This window comes from Streptomyces rhizoryzae (assembly GCF_023155275.1).
In the GTDB taxonomy this organism is placed as follows: Bacteria; Actinomycetota; Actinomycetes; order Streptomycetales; family Streptomycetaceae; genus Streptomyces; species Streptomyces rhizoryzae.
The window spans coordinates 73,721-97,595 of record NZ_JALMUV010000028.1; the positions used below are offsets into that span (position 1 = coordinate 73,721).

At 74.9% G+C, this 23,875-nt stretch carries 16 protein-coding genes; 7 read left to right on the forward strand and 9 right to left on the reverse strand.

Translation table 11 applies throughout. The features are described 5' to 3' along the window. Nucleotides 1-214 precede the first annotated feature (214 nt). Nucleotides 215-1,006 carry a metal-dependent hydrolase gene (locus tag MUU72_RS21850; RefSeq protein WP_248015038.1) on the forward strand — a complete coding sequence of 264 codons (792 nt, stop codon included), beginning with the start codon at nt 215-217 and terminating at the stop codon, nt 1,004-1,006. 212 nt (nt 1,007-1,218) lie between these two features. On the opposite strand, the gene MUU72_RS21855 is transcribed toward MUU72_RS21850, so the two are convergent. Continuing rightward, nucleotides 1,219-3,003: an ABC transporter ATP-binding protein gene (locus tag MUU72_RS21855; RefSeq protein ID WP_248015039.1), complete on the reverse strand. Its 1,785-nt coding sequence runs from the start codon at nt 3,001-3,003 to the stop codon at nt 1,219-1,221. Beyond that, the gene (locus tag MUU72_RS21860; protein ID WP_248015040.1) at nt 3,000-5,048 is read right to left on the reverse strand and encodes an ABC transporter transmembrane domain-containing protein; all 2,049 of its coding nucleotides are present in this window, start codon (nt 5,046-5,048) and stop codon (nt 3,000-3,002) included. Before MUU72_RS21860 ends, MUU72_RS21855 begins: the two co-directional genes overlap by 4 nt. A gap of 398 nt (nt 5,049-5,446) precedes the next feature. Between MUU72_RS21860 and MUU72_RS21865 the strand changes: the two genes are divergently transcribed. Together MUU72_RS21865 and MUU72_RS21870 are read left to right on the forward strand one after the other, a co-directional pair. Beyond that, nucleotides 5,447-6,196, forward strand: a complete 750-nt coding sequence (locus MUU72_RS21865) for a hypothetical protein (protein WP_248015041.1) — start codon at nt 5,447-5,449, stop codon at nt 6,194-6,196. 138 nt (nt 6,197-6,334) lie between these two features. Then, the gene (locus MUU72_RS21870; protein ID WP_248015042.1) at nt 6,335-7,738 is read left to right on the forward strand and encodes a cation:dicarboxylate symporter family transporter; all 1,404 of its coding nucleotides are present in this window, start codon (nt 6,335-6,337) and stop codon (nt 7,736-7,738) included. A 138-nt stretch (nt 7,739-7,876) separates the two neighbouring features. Here the strand turns inward: MUU72_RS21870 and MUU72_RS21875 are convergent, their stop codons facing one another. Then, a complete protein-coding gene (locus MUU72_RS21875) occupies nt 7,877-9,310 on the reverse strand; it encodes a Gfo/Idh/MocA family protein (RefSeq protein ID WP_248015043.1) in 1,434 nt (477 codons plus the stop codon). A gap of 326 nt (nt 9,311-9,636) precedes the next feature. Between MUU72_RS21875 and MUU72_RS21880 the strand changes: the two genes are divergently transcribed. Further along, nucleotides 9,637-11,034 (forward strand): alpha-amylase, encoded by a 1,398-nt coding sequence (locus MUU72_RS21880; protein ID WP_248015044.1) that lies wholly within the window; start codon nt 9,637-9,639, stop codon nt 11,032-11,034. A gap of 13 nt (nt 11,035-11,047) precedes the next feature. Here the strand turns inward: MUU72_RS21880 and MUU72_RS21885 are convergent, their stop codons facing one another. Together MUU72_RS21885 and MUU72_RS21890 are read right to left on the reverse strand one after the other, a co-directional pair. Next, nucleotides 11,048-14,002, reverse strand: a complete 2,955-nt coding sequence (locus MUU72_RS21885) for an FAD-binding and (Fe-S)-binding domain-containing protein (RefSeq protein WP_248015045.1) — start codon at nt 14,000-14,002, stop codon at nt 11,048-11,050. A gap of 50 nt (nt 14,003-14,052) precedes the next feature. Further along, the gene (locus MUU72_RS21890) at nt 14,053-14,517 is read right to left on the reverse strand and encodes a MarR family winged helix-turn-helix transcriptional regulator (protein ID WP_248015046.1); all 465 of its coding nucleotides are present in this window, start codon (nt 14,515-14,517) and stop codon (nt 14,053-14,055) included. Between the two features lie 157 nt (nt 14,518-14,674). On the opposite strand from MUU72_RS21890, the gene MUU72_RS21895 reads away from it, so the two are divergent. Beyond that, a complete protein-coding gene (locus MUU72_RS21895; RefSeq protein ID WP_248015047.1) occupies nt 14,675-16,522 on the forward strand; it encodes an ABC transporter ATP-binding protein in 1,848 nt (615 codons plus the stop codon). Nucleotides 16,523-16,713: 191 nt separating this feature from the next. Here the strand turns inward: MUU72_RS21895 and MUU72_RS21900 are convergent, their stop codons facing one another. The 4 genes from MUU72_RS21900 to MUU72_RS21915 form a co-directional block, all read right to left on the reverse strand. Then, nucleotides 16,714-17,892 (reverse strand): SGNH/GDSL hydrolase family protein, encoded by a 1,179-nt coding sequence (locus tag MUU72_RS21900; RefSeq protein WP_248015048.1) that lies wholly within the window; start codon nt 17,890-17,892, stop codon nt 16,714-16,716. A gap of 134 nt (nt 17,893-18,026) precedes the next feature. Then, nucleotides 18,027-18,683, reverse strand: a complete 657-nt coding sequence (locus MUU72_RS21905; RefSeq protein WP_248015049.1) for a LutC/YkgG family protein — start codon at nt 18,681-18,683, stop codon at nt 18,027-18,029. After that, nucleotides 18,680-20,179, reverse strand: a complete 1,500-nt coding sequence (locus MUU72_RS21910; protein WP_248015050.1) for a lactate utilization protein B — start codon at nt 20,177-20,179, stop codon at nt 18,680-18,682. Before MUU72_RS21910 ends, MUU72_RS21905 begins: the two co-directional genes overlap by 4 nt. Then, nucleotides 20,176-20,973 (reverse strand): (Fe-S)-binding protein, encoded by a 798-nt coding sequence (locus MUU72_RS21915; RefSeq protein WP_248015051.1) that lies wholly within the window; start codon nt 20,971-20,973, stop codon nt 20,176-20,178. The genes MUU72_RS21910 and MUU72_RS21915 overlap by 4 nt, the downstream gene beginning before the upstream one ends. 208 nt (nt 20,974-21,181) lie before the next feature. Here MUU72_RS21915 and MUU72_RS21920 point away from each other — a divergent pair, with 208 nt between their 5' ends. Further along, on the forward strand, nt 21,182-22,495 hold the full coding sequence (locus tag MUU72_RS21920; protein WP_248015052.1) for an MFS transporter: 1,314 nt from the start codon (nt 21,182-21,184) through the stop codon (nt 22,493-22,495). 566 nt (nt 22,496-23,061) lie between these two features. Beyond that, nucleotides 23,062-23,832, forward strand: coding sequence for a GntR family transcriptional regulator (locus MUU72_RS21925; protein WP_248015053.1), 771 nt, complete (start codon nt 23,062-23,064; stop codon nt 23,830-23,832). Nucleotides 23,833-23,875: the final 43 nt, after the last annotated feature.

A 23,875-nucleotide genomic window follows, 5' to 3' on the forward strand; every position in this document is an offset into this window, starting at 1 on the left:
CAACCGGAGACCAACGGCGACCGGACGGACCCGCCCCGCGGCCCCGCCCGCCAGGCGTCCGCACCCGCCGCGCACGGCCGGGCGCGCAGGGTGCCCGCCCCGTCCGCCGCCCTGGCGGCCGCCCGCCACCCGTTCCCCGGGCGGAGATCATCTAACGCTACGCTGTGTCGCCGACCGGACGACAGAAGCGCAGAACAAGGGGTGGGGAACGACCATGATGGGACCGGCGCATTCGCTGTCCGGAGCCGCGGCGTGGCTGGGGGTGGGAGCGGCGGCGGCCCAGGCCGGCTCCCCGATGCCCTGGCCGGTGCTGGTCAGCGGTGCGCTGATCTGTGCCGGCGCGGCGCTGGCGCCGGACCTCGACCACAAGGCCGCCACCATCTCGCGCGCCTTCGGGCCGCTGTCGCGCGGGCTGTGCGACGTGGTCGACACGCTCTCGCACGCCGTCTACAAGGCGACGAAGATGCGCGGCGACTCGCACCGGGCGGGCGGCCACCGGACGCTGACCCACACCTGGCTGTGGGCGGTGCTGGTGGGCGGCGGGATGTCGCTGCTGGCCATGGTGGGCGGCCGCTGGGCGGTGCTCGGGATCCTCTTCGTCCACATGGTGCTGGCGATCGAGGGCCTGCTGTGGCGGGCGGCGCGGGTCTCCAGCGACGTGCTGGTGTGGCTGCTCGGCGCGGCGGCGGCGTGGATCCTGGCCGGGGTGATGGACGCGCCGGGCGGTGGCGCCGACTGGCTGTTCAGCGGACCGGGGGAGCAGTACCTCTGGCTGGGCCTGCCGATCATGCTGGGTGCGCTGGTGCACGACATCGGCGACGCCCTGACGGTCTCCGGCTGCCCGATCCTGTGGCCCATCCCGATAGGCCGGAAGCGCTGGTACGCGCTGGGCACGCCGAAGCCGATGCGCTTCCGGGCCGGCAGCTGGGTGGAGCTGAAGGTGCTGATGCCGGCGTTCATGCTGCTGGGTGGCGTGGGTGCGCTGGGGGCGCTGGGGTACCTCTGAGTCCTGCCGGGCCGGTGTCGGTGCCGACGGCGGTGCCGGTGGCCGGGCCGTTGCCCGGCTACGGACCCGGCGCTCCTCGGGCGGCGCGGCGCGCCACCGTGCGTTGGCGCGCCACTGTGCGTTCGGGCGCCACCGTGCGTTCGGGCGGCGCCGGTCCGGGCGGCGGCGCGGCGGTGCGGTCCGGGTCCGGCCGGGCGCCGGTGACCGGGGGCTCAGCCGTGCCAGGAGCGCCACAGGGCCGCGTAGGCGCCGCCGGCCGCGACCAGTTCGCGGTGGCTGCCCAGTTCGGTGATCCGGCCGTCCTCGACGACCGCGATGACATCGGCGTCGTGCGCGGTGTGCAGGCGGTGGGCGATGGCGATGACCGTCCGGCCGTCCAGGACGGTGCCCAGCGACCGCTCCACGTCCCGGGCGGCGCGCGGGTCCAGCAGCGAGGTCGCCTCGTCCAGTACGACGGTGTGCGGATCGGCCAGGACCAGCCGGGCCAGCGCGATCTGCTGCGCCTGCGCCGGACTCAGCGCGGTGCCGCCGGAGCCGACCTCGGTGTCCAGTCCGTCGGGCAGGGCGCGCGCCCAGGCGTCGGCGTCCACCGCGCCCAGCGCCGCCCACAGGGCCGCGTCCGCCGCGCCGGTGCGGGCCAGCAGCAGGTTGTCCCGCAGCGTCCCGACGAAGACGTGGTGCTCCTGGTTGACCAGCGCGACGTGCTCCCGGACGCGCTCGGCGGGCATCGCGGACAGCTCCGCTCCGCCCAGCGACACCGACCCGGCGCGCGGCGCGTAGATGCCCGCCAGCAGCCGGCCCAGGGTGGACTTCCCCGCGCCCGACGGGCCGACCAGTGCCACCCGGCTGCCCGGGCGGACGCGCAGCGAGACCTCGCGCAGCACGTCGACACCGGCGCGGTAGCCGAAGCTGACGTCCGCGGCGCGGACCTCCCGGCCGTCCGGGGCGACCGACGGGTCGGCGGCCTCCGGTGCGATCTCGCGGATGCCGACCAGCCGGGCCAGCGAGACCTGGGCCACCTGGAGCTCGTCGTACCACCGCAGGACGAGGTTGACCGGCTCGGTCAGCATCTGCGCGAGCAGCACCCCGGTCGTCAACTGCCCCGGCGTGAGGCGGCCGTTCATCACCAGGACCCCGCCGAGCAGTACCACCGTGCCGAGGACCAGCCGGTGGCTGACGTTGATGACCGGGAAGAGCACCGAGCGCAGGAAGAGGGTGTAGCGCTCCCATTGGGTCCACTCCCGGATCCGGCGCTCGGAGAGGGCGGTCCGGCGGGCGCCGGTGCGGTGCGCCTCGATGGTGCGGCCGGCGTCCACCGACTCGGCGAGGACGGCGGAGACCGCGGCATAGCCGGCGGCCTCGGAGCGGTAGGCGGCGGGGGCGCGCCGGAAGTACCACCGGCAGCCCAGGAACAGCACCGGCACCGCGACGACCACGGACAGCGCGAGCGGCGGCGCGGTCACGGCGAGCCCGCCGAGCAGCAGCCCGGCCCAGACCACCCCGATCGCCAGCTCCGGTACGGCCTCCCGCATCGCCTCGGCCAGCCGGTCGATGTCGGTGGTGATCCGGGACAGCAGGTCGCCGGTGCCGGCCCGCTCCAGGACGCCCGGTGGCAGCGCCACCGACCGGACGAGGAAGTCCTCGCGCAGGTCCGCCAGCATCTGCTCGCCGAGCATCGCGCCGCGCAGCCGCACCATGCGGACGAAGACCGTCTGGACGGCCAGCGCCAGCGCGAACAGGGCGAGGGTGCGGCCCAGGTGGATGTCCCGTCCGCGGCCCGCCGCCAGGTCCTCGACCAAGCCGCCGAGGAGGTAGGGCCCGGCCATCGAGGCGATGACCGCCGCGGCGTTGACGGTGACCAGGACGGTGAAGTCCCGGCGGTGGCGGCGGATCAGCCCGGCGGCGTAGGCGCGCACCGTCGCCGGGGTGCCGACCGGCAGCGTCGCGGTGGTGCGCGGGGCGCCGGGGTCGTGCTCCGGCGGGGCCAGGCCGATCATGCGGTCTCCTTGACGGTGTGGCCGGCGCCGGCCTCGGGCGGGGCGGATTCCGGGGCGCCGGGGGCGGGCGGGCCGGGTTCCGGCGTTGGGGCCTGGGGCGTTCCGCCCTCAGGTGGGCGGGCCTCGGGCGTTCCGGTTCGCGCTGTTCCGGCTTCGGACGTGCAGGCTTCCGGTGTCCCCTCCCCAGGCGTACCGGCTCGCGGTGTCCCTGCCTCGGGCGTGTTCGCTTCCCGTGTGCCGGGTTCGGGGTCCGGGCGGCGGGTGACGACGGCGCGGTATTCGGGGTGGGTGCGCAGGAGTTCGCGGTGCGGGGCCGCGCCGGCGACCTTGCCGTCCTGGAGGAACACCACCTCGTCGGCGCGGTCCAGCAGCAGTGGGCTGGAGGTGAGGACCACCGTGGTGCGGCCGGATCGGAGCGTCCGCAGGCCATCGGCGATCCGGGCCTCGGTATGCGCGTCGACGGCGCTGGTCGGCTCGTCCAGGACCAGCACGCCGGGGTCGGCGACCAGCGAACGGGCCAGCGCCAGCCGCTGGCGCTGGCCGCCGGAGAGGGACCGGCCGCGTTCGGTGAGGTGGGCGCGCATCGGGTCGCCGCAGTCCGCGGCGGTGGCGCGGGCCAGCGCGGCCAGGACGTCGCCGCACTGGGCGGCGGCCAGCGCCTCGGCGGCGGCCACCCGGCCGGAGGCGGGCACGTCGAGGAGCGCGCCGACGGTGCCGGAGAGCAGCACCGGGTCCTTGTCCTGGACGAGGACGGCCGCCCGGGCCGTCTCCCGCGGCAGGTCGTCCAGCGGTGTGCCGCCCAGTTCGACGGAGAGCGGCCGGCCGGACTCCGGCCCGTCCGCGGCCCGGTCCCCGCCCCTGTCCCCGCACCCGTCCCCGTCCCCGCCGGTGTGCGGGGGGTGGCCGCCGAGGCGTTCGGCGAGCCGGCCGGCCGCGTCCGGGTCGCCGCAGACCACGGCCGTGAGCCGGCCGGCCCGCGCGGTCAGCCCGCTGACCGGGTCGTGGAGGTCGCCGGAGGGCGGTTCCGGCGGTGCGAGCCGGCCGCCCGCGGGGCGGGTCAGCGCCAGTACCCGGGCCGTGCGCGTTGCCGACGGCCGGGCGAAGGACCAGGCCATCGTGATCTCCTCGATCTGCCGGAGCGGGTACAGCAGGAAGGCCACCGCACCGTAGATGGTGACGAGTTCGCCGACGGTGATCCGGTGGTCGGCGGTCAGTCGGACCCCGTACCAGACCACCGCGATCAGCAGGAGGCCGGGCAGGGCGACCTGGACGGCGGAGATCAGCGACCACATGCGGGCGCTGCGCACGGCGGCCCGGCGGACCTCCTGGGAGGCGCTGCGGTAGCGGCGGAGGAAGAGCTCCTCCCCGCCGATACCGCGCAGGACGCGGAGGCCGGCGACGGTGTCGGAGGCGAGTTCGGTGGCGCGCCCGGCCTTGTCGCGCTGCTCGTCGGCGCGGCGGGTGGCGGCCGGCAGCAGCGGCACGGCGGCCAGCGCCAGCACGGGCAGGCCGAGGACGACCAGCAGGCCCAGGTGCGGCTCGTAGCCGATCAGGGCCAGGCAGACGGCGCCCGCCGCGGCCAGGGCGGCACCGGAGCGGGAGAGGGTCTCGACGAACCATCCGATCCGTTCGAGGTCGCCGGTGCTGACGGCGACCACCTCGCCGGCGGCCACCCGCCGGGTCAGCGCCCCGCCCAGGTCCGCCGTTTTGCGGGCCAGCAGCTGCTGCATCCGGGCCACCGCGACGATCCAGTTGGTGACCGCCGCGCGGTGCAGCATGACGTCGCCGAGCGCGACCAGCGCGCCGAGGAGGGCGAGCAGCCCGCCGGCCAGGAGCAGCCGGGACGGGCGGCCGTCCACCGCGGCCTGCACGGCGAGGCCCACCGGGAGGGGGAACGCGGCGGTCGCGCCGGTGTGCAGCAGCCCCCAGCCCAGGGCCTTGGCCTGGCCGCCGCGCTGCTGCCGGCACAGCCACACGAGGAATCTGCCGCCCGTGCGGACGTCCGGGACGCCGGGGTCGGGATGGGGGAGATCGCGAATACGCATGACATCCAGGGGTGTTGTCGCGACGGGTGGGGGAGTGGGGGTGGGGGCGGGGGGATGCCGGTCAGGTCAGGCCAGAGCAGGGCAGGGCAGGGCGAAGTGGCCCGTGGCTGCCGGAGGCAGGTCCGGTCGCGGACCGGGGCACAGGGCAGGTTCGCGCGCCGGGCGGTCCGGCTTCAAACGGTTTTTCCGCAGAAGGCCGGTAGATGCGGTGAGTTCTCCGTGGTGGGCAGGGAGGGGGAGCGTGCGGGCGGTGAGGACCGGCCGGGTGGGGGCGGAGACCGGTAACGGGCCGCCTGGAGCGGCCCGTTGGGGCGACGGGACGTGGTCGGCGGCCGGTGGGGCGCGCCGGGCGGGGCGGGGGGTGAAGCGCTGTCAGCGGGCGGTGGCAGCATGGAGGTATGCGGACAGCGGGTGGTGTGCGGAGGGCACGGACGGCGGCGGTGGCCGTGGCGGCGGTGACGGCGGCGGCCGTGCTGGCGGGCTGCGGGGCCGGCGGTGCGGACGGCAAGGACGGCAAGCGCTCCGCCGGGGGCCGGGAGCGTCCCGGTGGCCCGGCCGGCGCCCGCCCCGGGGAGCTCGCGGGGGTCGGCCCCGCACTGCGGTCGCGCGTCCCGGCCGACGCCCGCCAGGCCGTCGTGGTGCGGGGTGCCGGGGCGGACTCCCCGGACGCCACGGTGACGCTGTACGACAAGGGCGCCAACGGCTGGCGGCCGCAGGGCAGCTGGCCGGCGCACAACGGGCGGCGCGGCTGGACCGCGGACCACCACGAGGGCGACCAGCGCAGCCCCATCGGGGTGTTCGCGCTGACCGACGCGGGCGGTGTGCTCCCCGATCCCGGGTCCCGGCTCCCGTACACCCACTCCGCGGCCTTCACCCCGCCCTCGTACTGGTCGCGCACCACCCGCCACGACTTCGACTACGTGGTGGCGATCGACTACAACCGGGTTCCGGGGACCTCCCCGCTGGACCCGACGCGCCCCCTGGGGCAGGCCAAGGGCGGCGGGGTGTGGCTGCACCTCGACCACGGCAGCGGGACGTCGGCCTGCGTGAGCGTGGCGAAGCCCGCGATGGCGGCGCTGCTGCGGGCGCTCGATCCGGCGCGCCACCCGGTCGTGGTGATGGGGGACCAGGCGCACCTGGCGGGCTGACCCCGGATCTTGGATCAAGCTCCAAGATTTGCGCGGAAGTTGTGCCGGACCCTTTCGTGCGGAAACACCGACCCGCCATAGTGGCGGACCGCGGAAGTCCACTTCCGTATTTCAAAATCCGTCCATGGAGGAGTGCCCGTGCCGCACGCCACCGGAAACCCCGTCCGCCGCGCCGGGCGTCTGCTGCGCACCAGCCTGTTCGCCCAGGTCCTGCTCGCCCTGCTGCTCGGTGTCCTGGTCGGCCGCCTCTGGCCGCAGGCGGGCACCTCGCTCCAGCCGCTGGGCGACGGCTTCGTCCGCCTCATCAAGGCGGTGATCTCCCCGCTGGTCTTCTGCGTCGTCGTCGCCGGGATCACCAAGGCGGGCGACCTGAAGTCGTTCGGCCGGATCGGCGTCAAGGCGCTGATCTGGTTCGAGGTCGCGACCAGCGTCGCGCTGGTCGTCGGCCTGCTGGCGGGCAATGTCTTCGCCCCCGGCGCCGGGATGCACGTCGATCCCGCCTCGCTCGACAAGAGCGCGGTGGACGCGAAGACGGGGGGCGGCAAGCTGCCGTCCGCCGCCCAGTTCATCCTGGAGGCGCTGCCGAACAGCGCGGTCGGCGCCTTCGCGGAGAACGCGCTGCTCCAAGTGCTGGTCCTGGCCTGCCTGGTGGGCGCGGCGCTGCTGCACCTGGGGCAGCGGCGGGTCCCCCAGCTGCTGCCGCTGATCGAGCAGGCCCAGGACGTGGTCTTCACCATCGTCGGCTACCTCATGAAGCTCGCCCCGCTCGCGGTCTTCGGTGCCACCGCCCACCTCGTCGGCCAGTACGGGCTGGGCGCGATGGCCACGTACGGCAAGCTGATCCTGGTCTGCTACGGGGTCGCGCTGGCCTTCCTGGTGCTGCTGGGGCTGGCCCTGAAGGCGGTGACCGGGCTGAGCCTGTGGAAGTTCGTCCGCTACACCCGCGAGGAGCTGCTGCTGGCGCTGGGCACCGGCTCCAGCGAGACGGTGATGCCGCGGATGATGCAGAAGCTGCGGGCCGCCGGCTGCCGGGACGACGCGGTGGGCCTGGTGCTGCCCACCGGCTACTCCTTCAACCTCGACGGCGCCTCCATCTACCTGTCCATCGGCACGCTCTTCATCGCCCAGGCGGTCGGCGTGCACCTCTCGCCCGGCCAGCAGATCACCGTCGTGCTGGTGCTGATGCTGACCAGCAAGGGCATGGCGGGCGTGCCCGGTTCGGCGTTCCTGGCGCTGTCCGCGACCGCCTCCGCCCTGGGGGTCATCCCGGCCGCCGCGGTGGCGCTGCTGCTCGGCGTCGACCGCATCATGGACTCCATGCGGGTGGCCACCAACCTGCTCGGCAACTGCGTCGCGGTCTTCGCGGTGTCCCGCTGGGAGGGGGCGCTGGACCGCGTGACGGCGAAGAAGGTGCTGGCCGGCGAGGTCCCATCCGCCCCCGCCCCGCAGCCGGAGACCCCGCCCGCTGCGCAGCCGGAGACCGCCCCCGCCGGCCGCGAGGAGGAGTCCGGCGGCACCCGTGTCGCGCCCGGCGAGAAGTGAGCCCCGGGTGACGGCGGCACCCGGGGCGCCGGACGCCCGGGCACGAGGACGCCCGGCACGGTGTGAGGGCCCCCGGGCCCCGGTGGCGGACGGCCGGCCACCGGGGCCCGGGGAGCGCGCGGACGGGCCGCGCCCCCGCTACTCCCGCGGCTTCTCCGAGTCCATCCCGGACCGCGCCTTCCGCCACTGCCCCCGGGTGAAGTCCGGGAACTCCTGCGGTGCGCCCTTGGCCTTGATCGAGCGGTCGCTCAGCGCCACCGGCGCGGACCAGGTCGCGGCGTCGTAGACGTCGAAGTCCGGCACCAGGCCCAGCCGCAGGCACTGGGTCAGCCGGTAGACCAGCATGTAGTCCATCCCGCCGTGGCCGCCGGGCGGGTTGGCGTGCTCCTTCCACAGCCAGTGGTCCCACTCCGCGTACGCGCCGAAGTCGCCCCACTCGTCGTCGTGCCGGTCCGGCTCCAGGTAGATCCGCTCCGGGTAGTCCTCGAAGAGGCCCTTGGTACCGCCGAGGCTGTTGATCCGGCTGTACGGGTGCGGGGTGGAGACGTCGTGCTCCAGGCGGATCACCCGGCCCTTGGCGGTCTGCACCAGGCTGATCGTCCGGTCGCTCTCGATGTAGGACTCCTTCCAGCTGGGGTCGCCCGCCGGCATGTGCTCCTTGCGGTACGCGGCCAGGCCCAGCGCCGGCGTGCCGAAGCTGGCGATCCGCACCGCCCGGTCGCCGCGGTTGAGGTCCATGTAGTTGGCGACCGGCCCGAAGCCGTGGTTGGGGTAGAGGTCGCCGCGCAGCCGGGTGTGCCACAGCCGCCGCCAGGGCCCCTCGTAGTACTCCGGGTCGAACATCAGGCCCCGCAGGTCGTGGATGTACGCCCCGGCGCCGTGCAGCAGTTCGCCGAAGAGGCCGGCGTGCGCCATCCGCAGCACCCGCATCTCGTTCCTGCCGTAGCAGCAGTTCTCCAGCTGGAGGCAGTGTCTGCGGGTCCGTTCCGAGAGGTCGACCAGCTCCCACAGCTGCTCCAGGCGCAGCGCCAGCGGACACTCGGTGCCGACGTGCTTGCCGTTGAGCATGGCCGTCCTGGCCATCTCGAAGTGCCAGTCCCAGGGCGTCGCCGCGTAGACGAAGTCGATGTCGGTGCGCTTGCAGAGGTTTTCGAAGTCGTGGTCGCCGTTGGTGTAGACGGCGGGCGCGGGCTGCCCGGCCTTGGTGACCTTCGCCGCGGCCCGGGCGGCCTTCTCCTTGACCGGGTCGCACAGCGCCACCACCCGCACCTGCGGCATCGCCAGGAACAGGTCGATCATGCCGCTGCCGCGGTTGCCGAGGCCGATCATGCCGATGCGGACGGTGCCGCGCGGCTCGAACGGTACCCCGATCATGGTCTTGCCCTTGCGCTCGGGAGCCGCGCCGGCGGTGCCGGCGGCGTCCTTGGAGCCGGGTCCGGCCGCGGCGGCCCGGCCCGTGCCGAGCCCGGTGAGCCCCAGCCCGGCGCCCGCCGCGCCGGCGGTCCACAGGACCGACCGGCGGCTCGGGCCGGTTTCGTCGGTTCCCTGGTTCTGCGGAAGTGCCTCGTGCATCGGTCCTCCAAGGGAGCGGATCGTACGCGGGACAGTCGTGAACCTCGGTGAGGACCCTGACGGTTGGGTGGCCCGGGGCACAAGAGGGCCCGTTGGACTCCCGGTGCGCGTACGTGGACTCTTCGTACACCGCGGTGCGCATCGGACCGCGGCGCGGCGCGCTCCCGGCAGCCGCTTTCGCAAGAGCCTGAAAACCCTTGCGGAAAGTCTTGACGTGTTCACGCACGAAACGGCAGGCTCCGGTGCGGAACCCCCCCATGGCGGCCTGGCGCGTGGCTGCTCCCGTGGGCGCGGTCCTCGCGCCCCATGACGAAGGAGCCGCAACAATGCAGCGACGAAGCAGCCGTTCGGCGCGGCGCCGTCCCCGCGTGCCGGGCCGGACGCTGACCGGGATCCTGGCCGCGGCCGGCCTGGCCGCGTTCGCCCCCTGGCCCGCGCAGGCCGCCCCGCCCGGCGAACGGACCGTCACCGCCACCCTCTTCGAGCGGACCTACGCCGATGTCGCCCGGGCCTGCACCGACCAGCTGGGCCCGGCCGGCTACGGCTACGTGGAGGTCTCACCCGCCTCCGAGCACATCCAGGGCGACCAGTGGTGGACGTCGTACCAGCCGGTCAGCTACAGGATCGCCGGGCGGCTGGGCGACCGGGCGGCGTTCGCCGCGATGGCCCGCGCCTGCCACGCGGCCGGCGTCAAGGTGATCGCCGACGCGGTCGTCAACCACATGGCGGCCGGGTCCGGCACCGGCACCGGCGGCACCCGCTACACCAAGTACACCTACCCCGGTTACTACCAGGACTGGGACTTCCACGGCTGCCGCCGGCAGATCTCCGACTACACCGACCGCGACGAGGTGCAGAACTGCGAACTGGTCGGCCTCGCCGACCTCGACACCGGCAGCGACTACGTCCGCACCACCCTCGCCCGCTACCTCGACGACCTGCGGTCGCTGGGCGCGGACGGCTTCCGGATCGACGCGGCCAAGCACATCGCCGCGGCCGATCTCGCCGCGATCAAGGGCAAGATGAAGGACCCCGGCTACTGGGTCCAGGAAGTCATCCACGGCGACGGCGAGGCGGTGCGTCCGGAGGAGTACACCGGCATGGGTGACGTGGACGAGTTCCGCTACGGCACCCAGCTCAAGAGCGCGTTCGGCAGCGGCGACCTCGCCCGGCTCAAGGCCGTCGCGGACGGCAAACTGCCCGGCGACAAGGCCCGGACGTTCGTCGACAACTGGGACACCGAGCGCAACGGCTCGACGCTGACCTACAAGGACGGCGCGGCCTACACCCTCGCCAACGTCTTCATGCTGGCCTCGCCGTACGGGTCGCCGAACGTCTACTCCGGTTACGCGTGGACCGACAAGGACGCCGGTCCGCCGCCGTCCGGCAGCTCCGGCTGGACCGGGGAGCACGCCAAGCGGGAGATCACCGGGATGGTGGGGTTCCGCAACGCGGTGGGGGCGGCCGAGCTGAACAACTGGTGGGACGACGGGGGTTCGGCGATCGCCTTCGGGCGCGGGTCCGCGGGGTTCGTGGCGCTCAACGCCGGGGACGGGCCGGTGAGCCGGACGTTCACGACGCCGCTGCCGGGCGGGACGTACTGCGATGTGGTCGCGGCGGACCCGGCGGCGTGCGGCGGGCACGAGGTGGTGGTCGGCGCGGACGGTTCGGCGCGGATCACGGTGCCCGCGCACGGCGCGGTCGCGCTGCACCTCCCGCGCTGACGCCCGCGCGTCCTCACCCGCCGGACGGGCCGGACGGGCCGCCGGGCTCCGGGCGGGTCGCCCACTCCAGCGCCAGCAGGGCCGAGACGTAGCCCCGGCCCCGCGTGGCGTGGTCCAGGGCGATCTCGCACATGCGGTTGGCGGAGAGGTGGGCGTCGAAGGGGCGGGCGGTGACCTCGGCGGCCTCCTTGGCGGTGGCCGCCTCGGTGAGTTCGGGGTGCAGCAGACCGCGGTCCCCGGCGAAGCCGCAGCAGCCGGCGTCGTCCGGGACGACCACCTCGCGGGCGCACGCCCCGGCCACCCGCCGCAGCTCCGCCTCGTCCGCCAGGTGCTGCGTGGCGCACGTCGGATGCAGGACGGCGGAGCCCAGGGTGCGGCGGACCTCCAGGTGGGGCAGGAGGTCCGCCGCCCAGACGACGGAGTCCACGACGGTCAGGGCGGCGTGCAGCTCGCGGTGGAACGGGGTGAGGTACGGCACCACCTCGCGGGACAGCCCCAGGGCGCACGAGGAGGCGTCCACGACCAGCGGCAGCCGGCCGCCCGCGGTCCAGCCCCAGGCCGCCTCGACGATGCGGTGGGCCATCAGGCGGTTGCCCCGCTCGTAGCCCTTGGAGTGCCAGATGGTGGCGCAGCAGGTGCCGGTGGCGTCCGGCGGCAGCCACACCGGGCGGCCGGCCCGCCGGCCGAGTGCCACCACCGCCTCGGGGAGGGACGGGCCGCGGTGCCCGGCCGGTTCGCCGAAGACGCGGTTGACGCAGGCCGGGTAGTACACGGCGGTCGCGCCGGTCCGGGGCGTCGCGGGCAGCCGGCGGGCCGCGGGGCCGGGGAGCCCGGGCAGCCAGCGGGGCACGAGGTCGGGGCGGACGGCGGCGCGGGCGGCGCCGGTCAGCCGGGTCAGCAGGCGGTCGTCGAGGCGCTCCGCGGCGGCCACCGCCAGCCGGGCCGCGCGCTCCACCACGGTGAAGTGCCGGGCGGCGCGCGCGGCGATCCGCTCCTCGCGCGGGGAGTGCCGCCGGTGCCGGAAGTCCTTCATCAGGGCGCCGGTGTCGATCCCCACCGGGCAGGCGAGCTTGCAGGTGGAGTCGCCCGCGCAGGTGTCCACGGCGGCGTAGCCGTAGGCGCCGAGCAGAGCGTCGGCGACCGGGGAGCGGGACGGCTGGCGGTGCAGTTCGCGGCGCAGCACGATCCGCTGGCGGGGCGTGGTGGTCAGGTCCCCGCTGGGGCAGGTCGGTTCGCAGAAGCCGCACTCGATGCACGGGTCGGCGACCGCCTCGACCCGGGGGATCGTCTTCAGCCCGCGCAGGTGCGCGCGGGGATCGTCGTCGAGGACGACCCGCGGGGCCAGGATCCCCTGCGGGTCCAGGGTCTCCTTGATCCGCCACATCAGCGCGGTGGCCCGGCGGCCCCATTCCAGCTCCAGGAACGGCGCGATGTTCCGGCCGGTGGCGTGCTCGGCCTTCAGCGAGCCGTCGAAGCGCTCGACGGTCAGCCGGCAGAAGTCGTCCATGAACGCGGCGTAGCGGGCCACGTCGTCCGGGTCGGCGGCGTCGAAGGCGAGCAGGAAGTGGAGGTTGCCGTGCGCGGCGTGGCCGGCCACCGCGGCGTCGAAACCGTGCCGCCGCTGGAGCTCCAGCAGCGCGGTGCAGGCGTCGGCGAGGCGGGCCGGCGGGACCGCGAAGTCCTCGGTGATCAGGGTGGTGCCCGGGGGACGGGAGCCGCCGACCGCGGTGACGAACGCCTTGCGGGCCCGCCAGTAGCCGGCGGTCACGGCCGGGTCCCGGGTGAAGGCGTTGCGGACCGACGGCACCGGGGCGGTCAGCGGGAGCTCCGCCAGCACCGCCGCCGCGGCCTCCTCGCAGGCGTCCAGTGCCGCCTCGTCGGGGGCCCGGAACTCCACCAGCAGGGCCGCGGTGTCCTTCGGCAGTCCGGCCCAGTCGGCGGGCACCCCGGGCACCCGCACCGAGGCGCGCAGGGTGTTGCCGTCCATCAGCTCCACCGCCCGCGCGCCGGCCGCGGTGAAGCGGGGGACGGCGGCGGCCGCGGCGGCCAGGGTGGGGAAGAACAGCAGCGCGGTGGAGGTCCGCCGGTCCAGCGGCAGGGTGTCGAAGACCGTCTCGGCGAGGAAGCCGAGGGTGCCCTGGGAGCCGACCAGCAGCCCGCGCAGGATCCCGACCGGTGTCCGCCCGTCGAGGAAGGCGTCCAGGCGGTAGCCGTTGGTGTTCTTGAGCGTGTACTTGGCGCGGATCCGGGCGACCAGCTCCGGGTCGGCCTCGATCTCCGCCTTGAGGGCCAGCAGGCCGGTGCAGAGCGCCGGTTCGGCGCGGGCGAGCCGGGCGTCGGCGTCCGGGTGCGCGGTGTCCACGACGGTGCCGGACGGCAGGACGGCGGTGAGCGAGGCCAGGGTCCGGTAGGAGTTGCGGGTGGTGCCGGCGGTCATCCCGGACGCGTTGTTGGCGACCACCCCGCCGAGAGTGCAGGCCACCGCGCTGGCCGGGTCGGGGCCGAGCACCCGGCCGTGCCGGGCCAGCGCGGCGTTGGCCCGCAGCACGGTGGTGCCGGGCCGGATGCGGGCCCGGGCACCGCCGTCCAGCACCTCGACACCGGACCAGTGCCGGCGGACGTCGACGAGGATGTCCTCGCCCTGCGCCTGGCCGTTGAGGGAGGTCCCGGCGGCCCGGAAGACGACGTGGCGGCCGTGCGCGCGGGCGTAGCGGAACACCGCGGTGATGTCGTCGACGCTCTCGGCGACCACCACGACCTGCGGCAGGAAGCGGTACGGGCTGGCGTCGGAGGCGTAGCGGACCAGGTCGGAGACGGTGTGCAGGACCTTGTCCGGGCCGAGCAGGGCGAGCAGGTCGCCGCGCAGCGGCTCGGGGGTGCCGGCCGCCAGGTGCGCGGGCACCCGGTCCGGCGCGGGGGCGGTGGCGCGGGGCCGCAGGGCCTCGGGTGTGGGCTCCAGCAGGGGCACGGTCACCTCCGGTTGACGGCGCGACAGGCCCGGCCGGCCGGCGCGTCAGGTCAGTGCGCTTCCCCCGGCCCGTCGACCAGGGTGGACAGCAGGCCGCCGAGCTGCGCGCGCTGATCGGCGGTCAGTGGTGCCAGGATCTCCTCCGCGGCGGCCCGGCGCGCGCCGCGCAGCGCGCGCAGCGACGACCGGCCGGTGTCGGTCAGCTCGATCCGCACCACCCGGCGGTTGGCGGGGTCGGGCACCCGGCGGACCGTGCCGTTCGCCTCCAGGGCGTCCACCAGGGTCGTCACCGCCCGGGGCACCACCTCCAGCCGCTCGGCCAGGTCGGCCATCCGCGGCGGCGTACTGCGGCAGTGGCCGACGATCCGGAGCAGCCGGGACTGGGCCGGGGTGAAGGCGATGTCGAGGTGGGCCATGTGGCGCTTCTGGGCGCGCTGCATCCGGCGGGTCAGCCGCACCAGCTGCTCGGCGACGTTGGCGTCCGGGGCACCGGCCGGCGGGACGGGGGAGGGCATGCCCTCACGATACAGGACAAGATTCATTGTGAGTCTAGGTAACTATGGGCTAGGCTCGGAAAAGTTTTCGCCGCCGGCCCGGCCGTCCGGGCCGGGCGCCCGCCCGGCCGCCGCGCCCCGCGCGCCCGCGGCCCGACCGCCTCCCCCGAAGGAGCCCATGCGTCCCGAAGAACCGAACTGGACCCCGCCCCCCAAGGACCCCGACGCCCCGGTCCAGCTCCGGCGGATCCTCGCGCTGTTCCGCCCCTACCGCGGCCGGCTGGCCCTGGTCGGCCTGCTCGTCGCCGCCTCCTCGCTGGTCTCGGTGGCCTCCCCGTTCCTGCTCCGCGCGATCCTGGACGACGCCATCCCCGGCCGCCGGACCGGGCTGCTGACCCTGCTCGCCCTCGGCATGATCGCCACCGCCGTCACCACCAGCGTCTTCGGCGTGCTCCAGACCCTGATCTCCACCACCGTCGGCCAGCGCGTGATGCACGACCTGCGCACCGCCGTCTACGCCAAGCTCCAGCGGATGCCGCTGGCGTTCTTCACCCGCACCCGCACCGGCGAGGTCCAGTCCCGGATCGCCAACGACATCGGCGGCATGCAGGCGACCGTCACCTCCACCGCCACCTCCCTGGTCTCCAACCTCACCTCGGTCACCGCCACCGTCGTCGCCATGATCGCCCTCGACTGGCGGCTGACCGCGGTCTCGCTGCTGCTGCTCCCGCTCTTCGTGTGGATCAGCCGCCGGGTCGGCAACGAACGCAAGAAGATCACCACCAAGCGCCAGAAGCAGATGGCCGCGATGTCCGCGATGGTCACCGAGTCCCTCTCGGTCAGCGGCGTCCTGCTCGGCCGCACCATGGGCCGCGCCGACTCGCTGACCAAGCGCTTCGCCGCGGAGTCCGAGCAGCTGGTCGACCTGGAGGTGCGCGCCAACATGGCCGGCCGCTGGCGGATGGCCACCATCGGCATCGTCATGGCCGCCATGCCCGCACTGGTCTACTGGGCGGCCGGCCTGGTCCTCCAGCTCGGCGGCCCGGTCTTCTCCCTCGGCACCCTCGTCGCCTTCGTCACCCTCCAGCAGGGCCTGCTCCGCCCCACCGTCTCCCTGCTGACCACCGGCGTCCAGATGCAGACCTCCCTGGCGCTCTTCCAGCGCATCTTCGAGTACCTCGACCTGCCGGTCGGCCTCACCGAGCCCGCCGAACCGGTCCGGCTGCCCGCCCCGCGCGGCGAGATCCGCTTCGAGAACGTCTCGTTCGGCTACGACCCCGACGCCGCCCCCACCCTCGACGGCATCGACCTGACCGTCCCGGCCGGCAGCAGCCTCGCCGTCGTCGGCTCCACCGGCAGCGGCAAGACCACCCTGAGCTACCTCGTCCCGCGGCTGTACGACGCCACCGGCGGCCGGGTCACCCTCGACGGCACCGACGTGCGCGACCTGGACTTCGACACCCTCGCCCGCGCGGTCGGCGTGGTCTCCCAGGAGACCTACCTCTTCCACGCCTCGGTCGCCGAGAACCTCCGCTTCGCCAAACCCGACGCCACCGACGAGGAGATCGAGCGCGCCGCCCGGATCGCCCAGATCCACGACCACATCGCGGCCCTGCCCGACGGCTACGACACCCTCGTCGGCGAACGCGGCTACCGCTTCTCCGGCGGCGAGAAGCAGCGCCTGGCGATCGCCCGGACCATCCTGCGCGACCCGCCGGTGCTGGTCCTCGACGAGGCCACCAGCGCCCTGGACACCCGCACCGAACACGCCGTCCAGCGGGCCATCGACGCGCTCTCCGCGGGCCGCACCACCCTCACCATCGCGCACCGCCTGTCCACCGTCCGGGACGCCGACCAGATCGTGGTGCTGGACGGCGGCCGGATCGCCGAACGCGGCACCCACCGCGAACTGCTGGCCGCCGGCGGCCGCTACGCCGCCCTGGTCCGCCGCGACGCCCGGCGCACCCCCGCCGAACCGGACGGCGGGACGGCCGGCGACGGCCACGCCCCCGGCGTCCTGGTGTGACCGGCGGCTGACACCCAGGCCATCCCGGTGCTCCCGGCCCGGCGCAAGCACCGCCGCGCGTACGAGAACCGCGTCAGCGCTCCGGCGAGTGGCGCACCACAGCCGGCCCCCCCCGGGGCCGGGACCGTGCCGTGGCGGGTTCCTGGCGCATCCGGGTCGCCCCCTTGCTCGTTGCGTGGGGGCCGGCGGTGTCAGAGCGCGGCCGGGTCGATCGCCCCGGCCATCACCCGGTACCCGTCGTCGCCCGGGTGCTTGCGGTCCCCGCTGTCGTACGCGGGCGCCAGCGCGTCCGGGTCGTCCGGGTCGGCCATCACCGCCGCGAAGTCGGCCACCGCGTCGAACGCGCCCGAGGTCCGGATCCACGCGTTGACCGCCCGGCGCTTCGCCTCCGCCGCCGGGGTGTGGTATTCCGACCCCTTGAACGGCAGGATCGTCCCCCCGATGATCCGCACCCCGGCCGCGTGCGCCCGGTCGATCATGTCCCGGTAGCCCGCGAGGAGTTCCTCGGTCGTGCGGTCCGGGGCGGGCTTGTAGGTGGGCAGGTCCACCTCGCTGAACCCGATGTCGTTCAGCCCCACCAGCACCACCACCGACCGCACGCCGGGCACGTCCAGCACGTCCCGCCGGAACCGCGCCCCGGCCCGCTCGCCGAACCACGGCGAGTCGCTCAGCAGCAGATTGCCGCCGATCCCGGCGTTCAGGACCCGCAGCGGACGGCCCGCGGCGGCCAGGTGGTCGGCCAGCGCGTCCGAGGGGCGCCGGTCGGCGTCGACGGTCGAGCCGAAGCCGTCGATGATCGAGTCGCCGAAGAGCACCACGGTGTCCCGCGCCACCGGCCCGCCGTCCGCCAGTTCCACCGCGGCGAGGTAGTACCACGACACCGTGGTCTCCCCGAACACCGCCGGATCGGCCTCGCCCAGCTGCTCGCCGGCCGCCCGGTACGCGGTGGCCCACGCCTGGGCGTGGAACGTCGCCGGGCCGGTCGGCCGGGCGAAGTACAGCGACACGGTCAGCGTGTCGGACGCGGCCGCGGTCAGCTCCGTGGCGTCGCTGTAGACCTCACCGCCCGCCGGGATCCGCACCGACTCCGCCCCGCCGAAGGCCAGCCGGCGCACCGAACCGGCGGCCACCGCCGCGCCCTGGCCGGCTCGCGCCAGGCTCGCGCCCGACACCTCCAGCGGCGCGGTGCCGTAGCGGTTCGACAGCTTGATCCGCGCCAGGGTGCCCGCCCCGGTGACCCGGACGCGCTGCCGCACGGTCTGGCCGTCGAAGCCCTCCTCGGCCCAGTTCTTGTGGAAGCCCGCGCTGGGCCGCTGCACGGCGGCGGCCCAACCGGCCTGCCAGGAAACGGAGTGGGGATCGGTGCTCATGGGTGCTGCCTGCCTCTCGGTCATCTGCTCGGTGGCTGATGACCAGGAGTCTGCCGAGCCGCGCGAGGGGCACCCAGACACCTGCGGGTGGTACCCACCGGATGCCTACCACCGCCGGGGTCACCCTCCGCGGCTCACCCCGCGCCGTCCTCCGCCAGCAGCACCACCTCCAGCGTCCGCGGCCCGTGCACCCCCTCCACCCGGTCCAGTTCGATGTCGCTGGTGGCGGACGGGCCGGAGATCCAGGTCAGCGGGCGCTCCGGGGCGAGCCGGGGGAGCGCCTCGGGGACCGACCCGACGACCTGCGCGGGCACCCGCACCACGCAGATGTGGTGGTCGGGGACGAGCGTGATCCGGCGCCGCCCCTGATCCGGGCCGCCGTCCAGCACCAGCGTCCCGGTCTCCGCGATCGCCAGCGCACACCCCGTCACCACGCTGTCCACCGCGTCCAGTTCACGTGCGGTGCCCTCGGCCCGGTCCGGTACCGCGGCGGCCCCGGCGGCCGACAGCCAGCGCGGATCCAGCCCGGGCGGCACCACCACCGTCCGCGCCCCGCGCGCCGCCAGCAGCCGGCCGATCAGCGCCGGCAGCTCCCCGGGCCCGCAGCGGTGCACCACCGCGCGGTAGTCCGCGAGGTTCTCCGCCAGCAGCTCCAGGGTCTCCTCCGGCGTCCGGGAGCCGTGCACCCGCTGGTAGTCCCGGGGGACCGGCGGATCGTAGGGCCCCTCGCCGCGCGGCACATCGGCCAGCGCCCGGCGCACCCGCGCCAACACCACGTCCCTGCTGCTCACGTAACGCCTCCCGTGCTTCCGTTCCCCGACCCGGATCCGTCCCGGGTGCGCCGCCACCAGTCGCGGAACGACTCGGCGGGCACCGCCGGCAGCGCGCGGGTGTCGGACCAGGCGCGCCCCGGCCCCGGCAGCCGCCGCGGGTGCAGCCGCCGGGTCCGCGCCGCCAGCCGCATCCCGCCGCGCAGCGCGCCGGGGTGGTCGAACGCCCAGGCCGCGGCGCGCATCGCGGCCCGCTCCGCGGCATGCCCCTTCGCCGGTTTCAGCACCACCCGGGCCCCGCCCCGGGTGACCGGGCCGCCCTGCACCACCCGCTCCCGCAGGTGCACCAGCACCTCGGGGATGTCGATGGCCACCGGGCACACCTCGTAGCACGCCCCGCACAGCGACGAGGCGTACGGCAGCGACTCCTCCAACGGGCCTGCCAAGCCGCGGAGTTGCGGGGTGAGGATGGCGCCGATCGGCCCGGGGTAGGGCGATCCGTACGCGTGCCCGCCGGCCCGCTCGTAGACGGGGCAGACGTTCAGGCACGCCGAGCAGCGGATGCAGCGCAGCGCCTGCCGGCCCACGGTGTCCGCCAGGGTGTCGGTGCGCCCGTTGTCCAGCAGCACCAGGTGGAAGGTCCGCGGCCCGTCGCCGTCCGTCGTCCCGGTCCAGGTGGTGGTGTACGGGTTCATCCGCTCGGCGGTGGAGGAGCGCGGCAGCAGCTGGAGGAAGACCTCCAGGTCCTGCCAGCTCGGCACGATCTTCTCGATGCCGACCACGGAGATCAGGGTCTCCGGCAGGGTCAGGCACATCCGGCCGTTGCCCTCGGACTCCACGACCACCAGCGTGCCGGTGTCGGCGACCATGAAGTTGGCGCCCGAGATCCCCACCTTCGCGGTCAGGAACTTCTCCCGCAGGTGGCGCCGGGCCGCCTCGGCGAGTTCGGCGGGGGAGTCGGAGAGCCCCTCGGGCGCCGGACGGCCCCACTTCCCCATCTCCCGGCGGAAGATGTCGCGGATCTCGGCCCGGTTGCGGTGGATCGCCGGCACCAGGATGTGCGACGGCAGATCGTCGCCGAGCTGCACGATCAGCTCCGCCAGGTCCGTCTCGTACGCCCGGATCCCGGCCTGCGCGAGCGCCTCGTTCAGCCCGGTCTCCTGCGTCGCCATCGACTTGACCTTGACGACCTCGCGCTCGCCGGTCTCGCGGACCAGGCGGGTCACGATGCGGTTGGCCTCCGCGGCGTCCGCCGCCCAGTGCACCCGGCCGCCCGCCGCGGTCACCGACTCCTCCAGCCGCTCCAGGTAGTGGTCGAGGTGGCGCAGCGTCCGGTCCTTGATCGCGGCGCCGGCGGCCCGCAGCTGCGCCCAGTCGTCGAGCTCGGCCACCGCCGCGGCCCGCTTGTCGCGGATGGTGTGGGTGGCGTGCGTGAGGTTGGCGCGCAGCCGGGTGTCGCGGGTGGTGGCGGCCGAGGCCCGGGGGAACGCCGGCATCCCGAGGAAACTGCGGCTCATCGCCCGCCCCCTTCCGCCCCGGCGCCCGTACTCAGGCCCCCCGCCGCCGCGTCCGCCTCCGTGGCGGCCAGGATCTCCGCGAGGTGCACCGGCCGGACCCGCGAGCCCTGCCGGACCAGCATCCCGCCGATGTGCAGCAGACAGGAGTTGTCCACCGTGCACACCGCCTCGGCGCCCGTCCCGGTCACCGCGCGCACCTTGTCGGCGCCCATCGCGGCCGACACCGCCGGGTTCTTCACCGCGAACGTCCCGCCGAAGCCGCAGCACTCCTCGGCCCCCGGCAGCTCCCGCAGGGTCAGCCCCCGGACGTGCTCCAGCAGCCGCCGCGGCCGGTCGCCCAGCCCCAGCATCCGCAGCCCGTGGCAGGTCGGGTGGTACGTGACGGTGTGCGGGTAGTACGCGCCGACATCCGTCACCCGCAACACGTCCACCAGGAACTCCGTCAGCTCGTAGGTCTTGGGCACGGCCCGCTCCGCGGCCTGCGCCAGCTCCGTGCCGCGCCCCTCGGCGCGCGCCCGCGCCCCGATCCGCGGGAAGTTGTCGCGCACCATCGCGGCACACGAACCGGACGGCGTCACCACGTAGTCGTAATCCCGGAACGCCCGGTCGAAGCGGCGCACCAGGGGCTCGGCGGCGTGCCGGTAGCCGGTGTTGTACTGCGGCTGGCCGCAGCAGCTCTGCTCCTGCGGGAAGGCGACCTCGACGCCGAGCCGCTCCAGCAGGGTCACCACCGCCTGCCCGGTCCGGGGCCGGAGCGTGTCATTGATGCAGGTGACGAACAGTGCTACCCGCACGGTCCCCTCTCCTCGCTCTCTCCGGGCCGGCTCCCCAGGGGTGTTGCCACCGTGTTGCCGCCGTGTTGCGCCCGCCTTGCGGCGGCTTTACGGCGGCGATCCGGCCGTGCCGACCCCTGGTGCCGCCCGCCTCACCGGTACATGATCACTTGTCGGGCCATCCTGCCCCAGCGGCAGGCCGAGGAGAAGGACCGGGAGCTTCCAGACCATGTCGAGCGCACAGCCCATAACCGAGGACCGGACACCCGGTGGTGACCGTCCGCCGTCCCAGCTGCGGCAGCTGGCCGCCGCCTCCGTCGGCAACGCCGTCGAGTGGTACGACTGGTACGCCTATTCCTTCCTGGCGGTCTACTTCGCCGACCAGGTCTTCCCCAAGGGCGCCGGCAACTCCCTGGTGCCGCTGCTCTCCACGTTCGCGGTCTTCGCGGTCGGCTTCTTCATGCGCCCGGTCGGCGGGCTGCTGATGGGCGCGGTCGCCGACCGGCGCGGCCGGCGCGCCGCGCTGACCCTGACCATCCTGCTGATGGGCGGCGGCAGTCTGCTGGTGGCGCTCACCCCCACCTACGCGGCCACCGGCGTCCTCGCCCCGCTCGTGCTGGTCCTGGCCCGCCTGGTGCAAGGGCTTTCGGTGGGCGGCGAGTTCGCCGCGTCCACCACCTTCCTGGTGGAGTCCGCCGGAGAGGGCCGCCGCGGCCTGTTCTCCAGCTTCCAGTACGTCTCCACCACCCTCGGCCAGCTGCTGGCCTCCGGTACCGGGGCGCTGCTCGCCGCGCTGCTCACCGAGCGGCAGATGGGGCAGTGGGGCTGGCGGGTGGCGTTCCTCGTCGGTGCGGCGCTGAGCCTGCTGGGCCTGTGGATCCGCAGCGGTGCCCGGGAGACGCTGCCCGAGGCCGCCGGCGAGGAGGGGCCGGCCGCCCGCCCCGGCCTGTTCGAGGCGCTGCGCCGCCACCCCCGGCAGTCGCTGCTGATCTGCGGCATCACCGCGGGCGGCACCCTCGCCTACTACACCTGGACCACCTACCTCCCCACGTACGCCCAGGTCAACGCCGGGTTCGACAAGGGCGACGCGCTCACCGCCGGCACCCTGTCGCTGGCCTTCTTCGCCCTGCTCCAGCCGCTGGGCGGCCTGCTCTCCGACCGCGTCGGTCGCAAACCGCTGCTGATCACCTTCGCGCTGGGCTTCGCCGTACTGGCCGTCCCGCTGCTCCACCTGGTCACCGACGCGTTCGTCTCGCTGCTGCTGGTGCAGTGCGCCGGCATGGTGCTGCTCACCGGCTACACCTCGGTCGCCGCCGCGGTGAACGCGGAGATCTTCCCGGCCCGGGTCCGCGCCGCCGGGATCGGCTTCCCGTACTCCCTGACCGTCGCCCTCTTCGGCGGTACCGCCCCGTACGTCGGCACGTGGTTCAAGCAGGCCGGGCACGCGGACCTCTTCCCGTGGTACGTCGCGGTGCTCTGCCTGATCTCCCTCGTCGTCTACCTCAGGCTCCCGGAGACCGCCCGCCGCCCGCTGGAGAAGTAGCCGCAACGGCCGTACGGGGCGCGGGCGTCGGCCGCCGACACGTACGGAAGGCGCCGCTCCTCCTGGGACGAGGAGGAGCGGCGCCCGTGGTGCCGTGCGTGCGTCAGACGAGCCAGCCCACGAGGTGGACGATGCCGGCAAGCAGGCTGGTGAGGATGTTCATCTGGCTCTGTCTCCTGGTGAATTGCGTGTGGGACCAACTCTCCGGCCCAGCAAAGGATGTCGACCGGAGGCGCCGTAACGGTCTGCAGCCCGTCGCTTGCGCCCCGTAAGCATCACCCGTCGCGGGGTGCGCGGGGAAGCGGTTCCGGGATCGATCACGCTTTCCGGCGAACGGTCGCTCCGGCGTTCGCCTGTTCCCCTGCGGCTGGCCGACCGGGCCGGCGGGTCGCTGTCGGACAAGGCGCGGCCGGCCGGCCCGCTCCCCGGTCCGGCCGGGCGGGCCCGCGCCGCGCGCCGGATGCGGGGGCAGCCCGCCACCGGGCCCTGGGTGATGGGAAACTGGCCGTACGCGCCCGCCACGGGCGCCCGCGCACGCGGTCGGACCGCACCCCCCGGAGACGGAGATGGCTGGCAGACAACAGGTCCGGGCGACGCCGCCCGGCCGGCCGCAGCGGCGGCCCGTCGTCGCGCTGTACGAGCGGATGGTGGAGGCCATCCGCGCCGGCACCTACCCGCCCGGCTCCACCCTCCCCACCGAGCCCCGGCTCGCCGCCGAACTGGGCGTCAGCCGCCCCGCCCTGCGCGAGGCGCTGATCCTGCTCCAGGAGGACGGCGTGATCACCGTCCGGCGCGGGGTGGGGCGGACGGTCAGCCACCATCCGCCGCCGCGCGGCTTCGAGTTCCTCAAACCGGTGGAGCTGCTGCTCGGCGAGGGCCGGCAGGTGGTGACCGTGCCGGTGGCCCGGACCCGCGAGGAGCCCACCGACTTCTCCACCCAGCACCTGGTCCTGCCGGCCGGCGGCGAGGTCCGCTTCTGGGAGAGCGTGATAGAGATCGGCGGCCTCCCGGCCTGCCTCACCCAGGAGTGGGCCGCCGACGAGACGCTGGTGGAGCTGCTGCCGGAGGCCGCCGAGGCGCTCGACGGGCCCGCCGCCCGGACCGCGTCCATGCTCCGCCTGCTGCTGGACGCCGGGCGCGGACTGCCGCTCACCGGCAGCAGCACCATCGTGGCCACCACCCTCGGCCGGCAGCGCGGCGCCCAGCTGGGCCGCCCCGCCGAGACCCCCGGGGTGCTGGTCACCCAGGTCGTCCGGCTGGACCGGACCCCGCTGCTCGCCGCCAAGCACATGCTGCCGCCCGGCGCCCCCGCCCTCCCGGTCTGGCAGGCGCGCTGAGCGGCGCGCCGCCCGGGGCGCCGGTGCCGTGCGCCCACCGTCC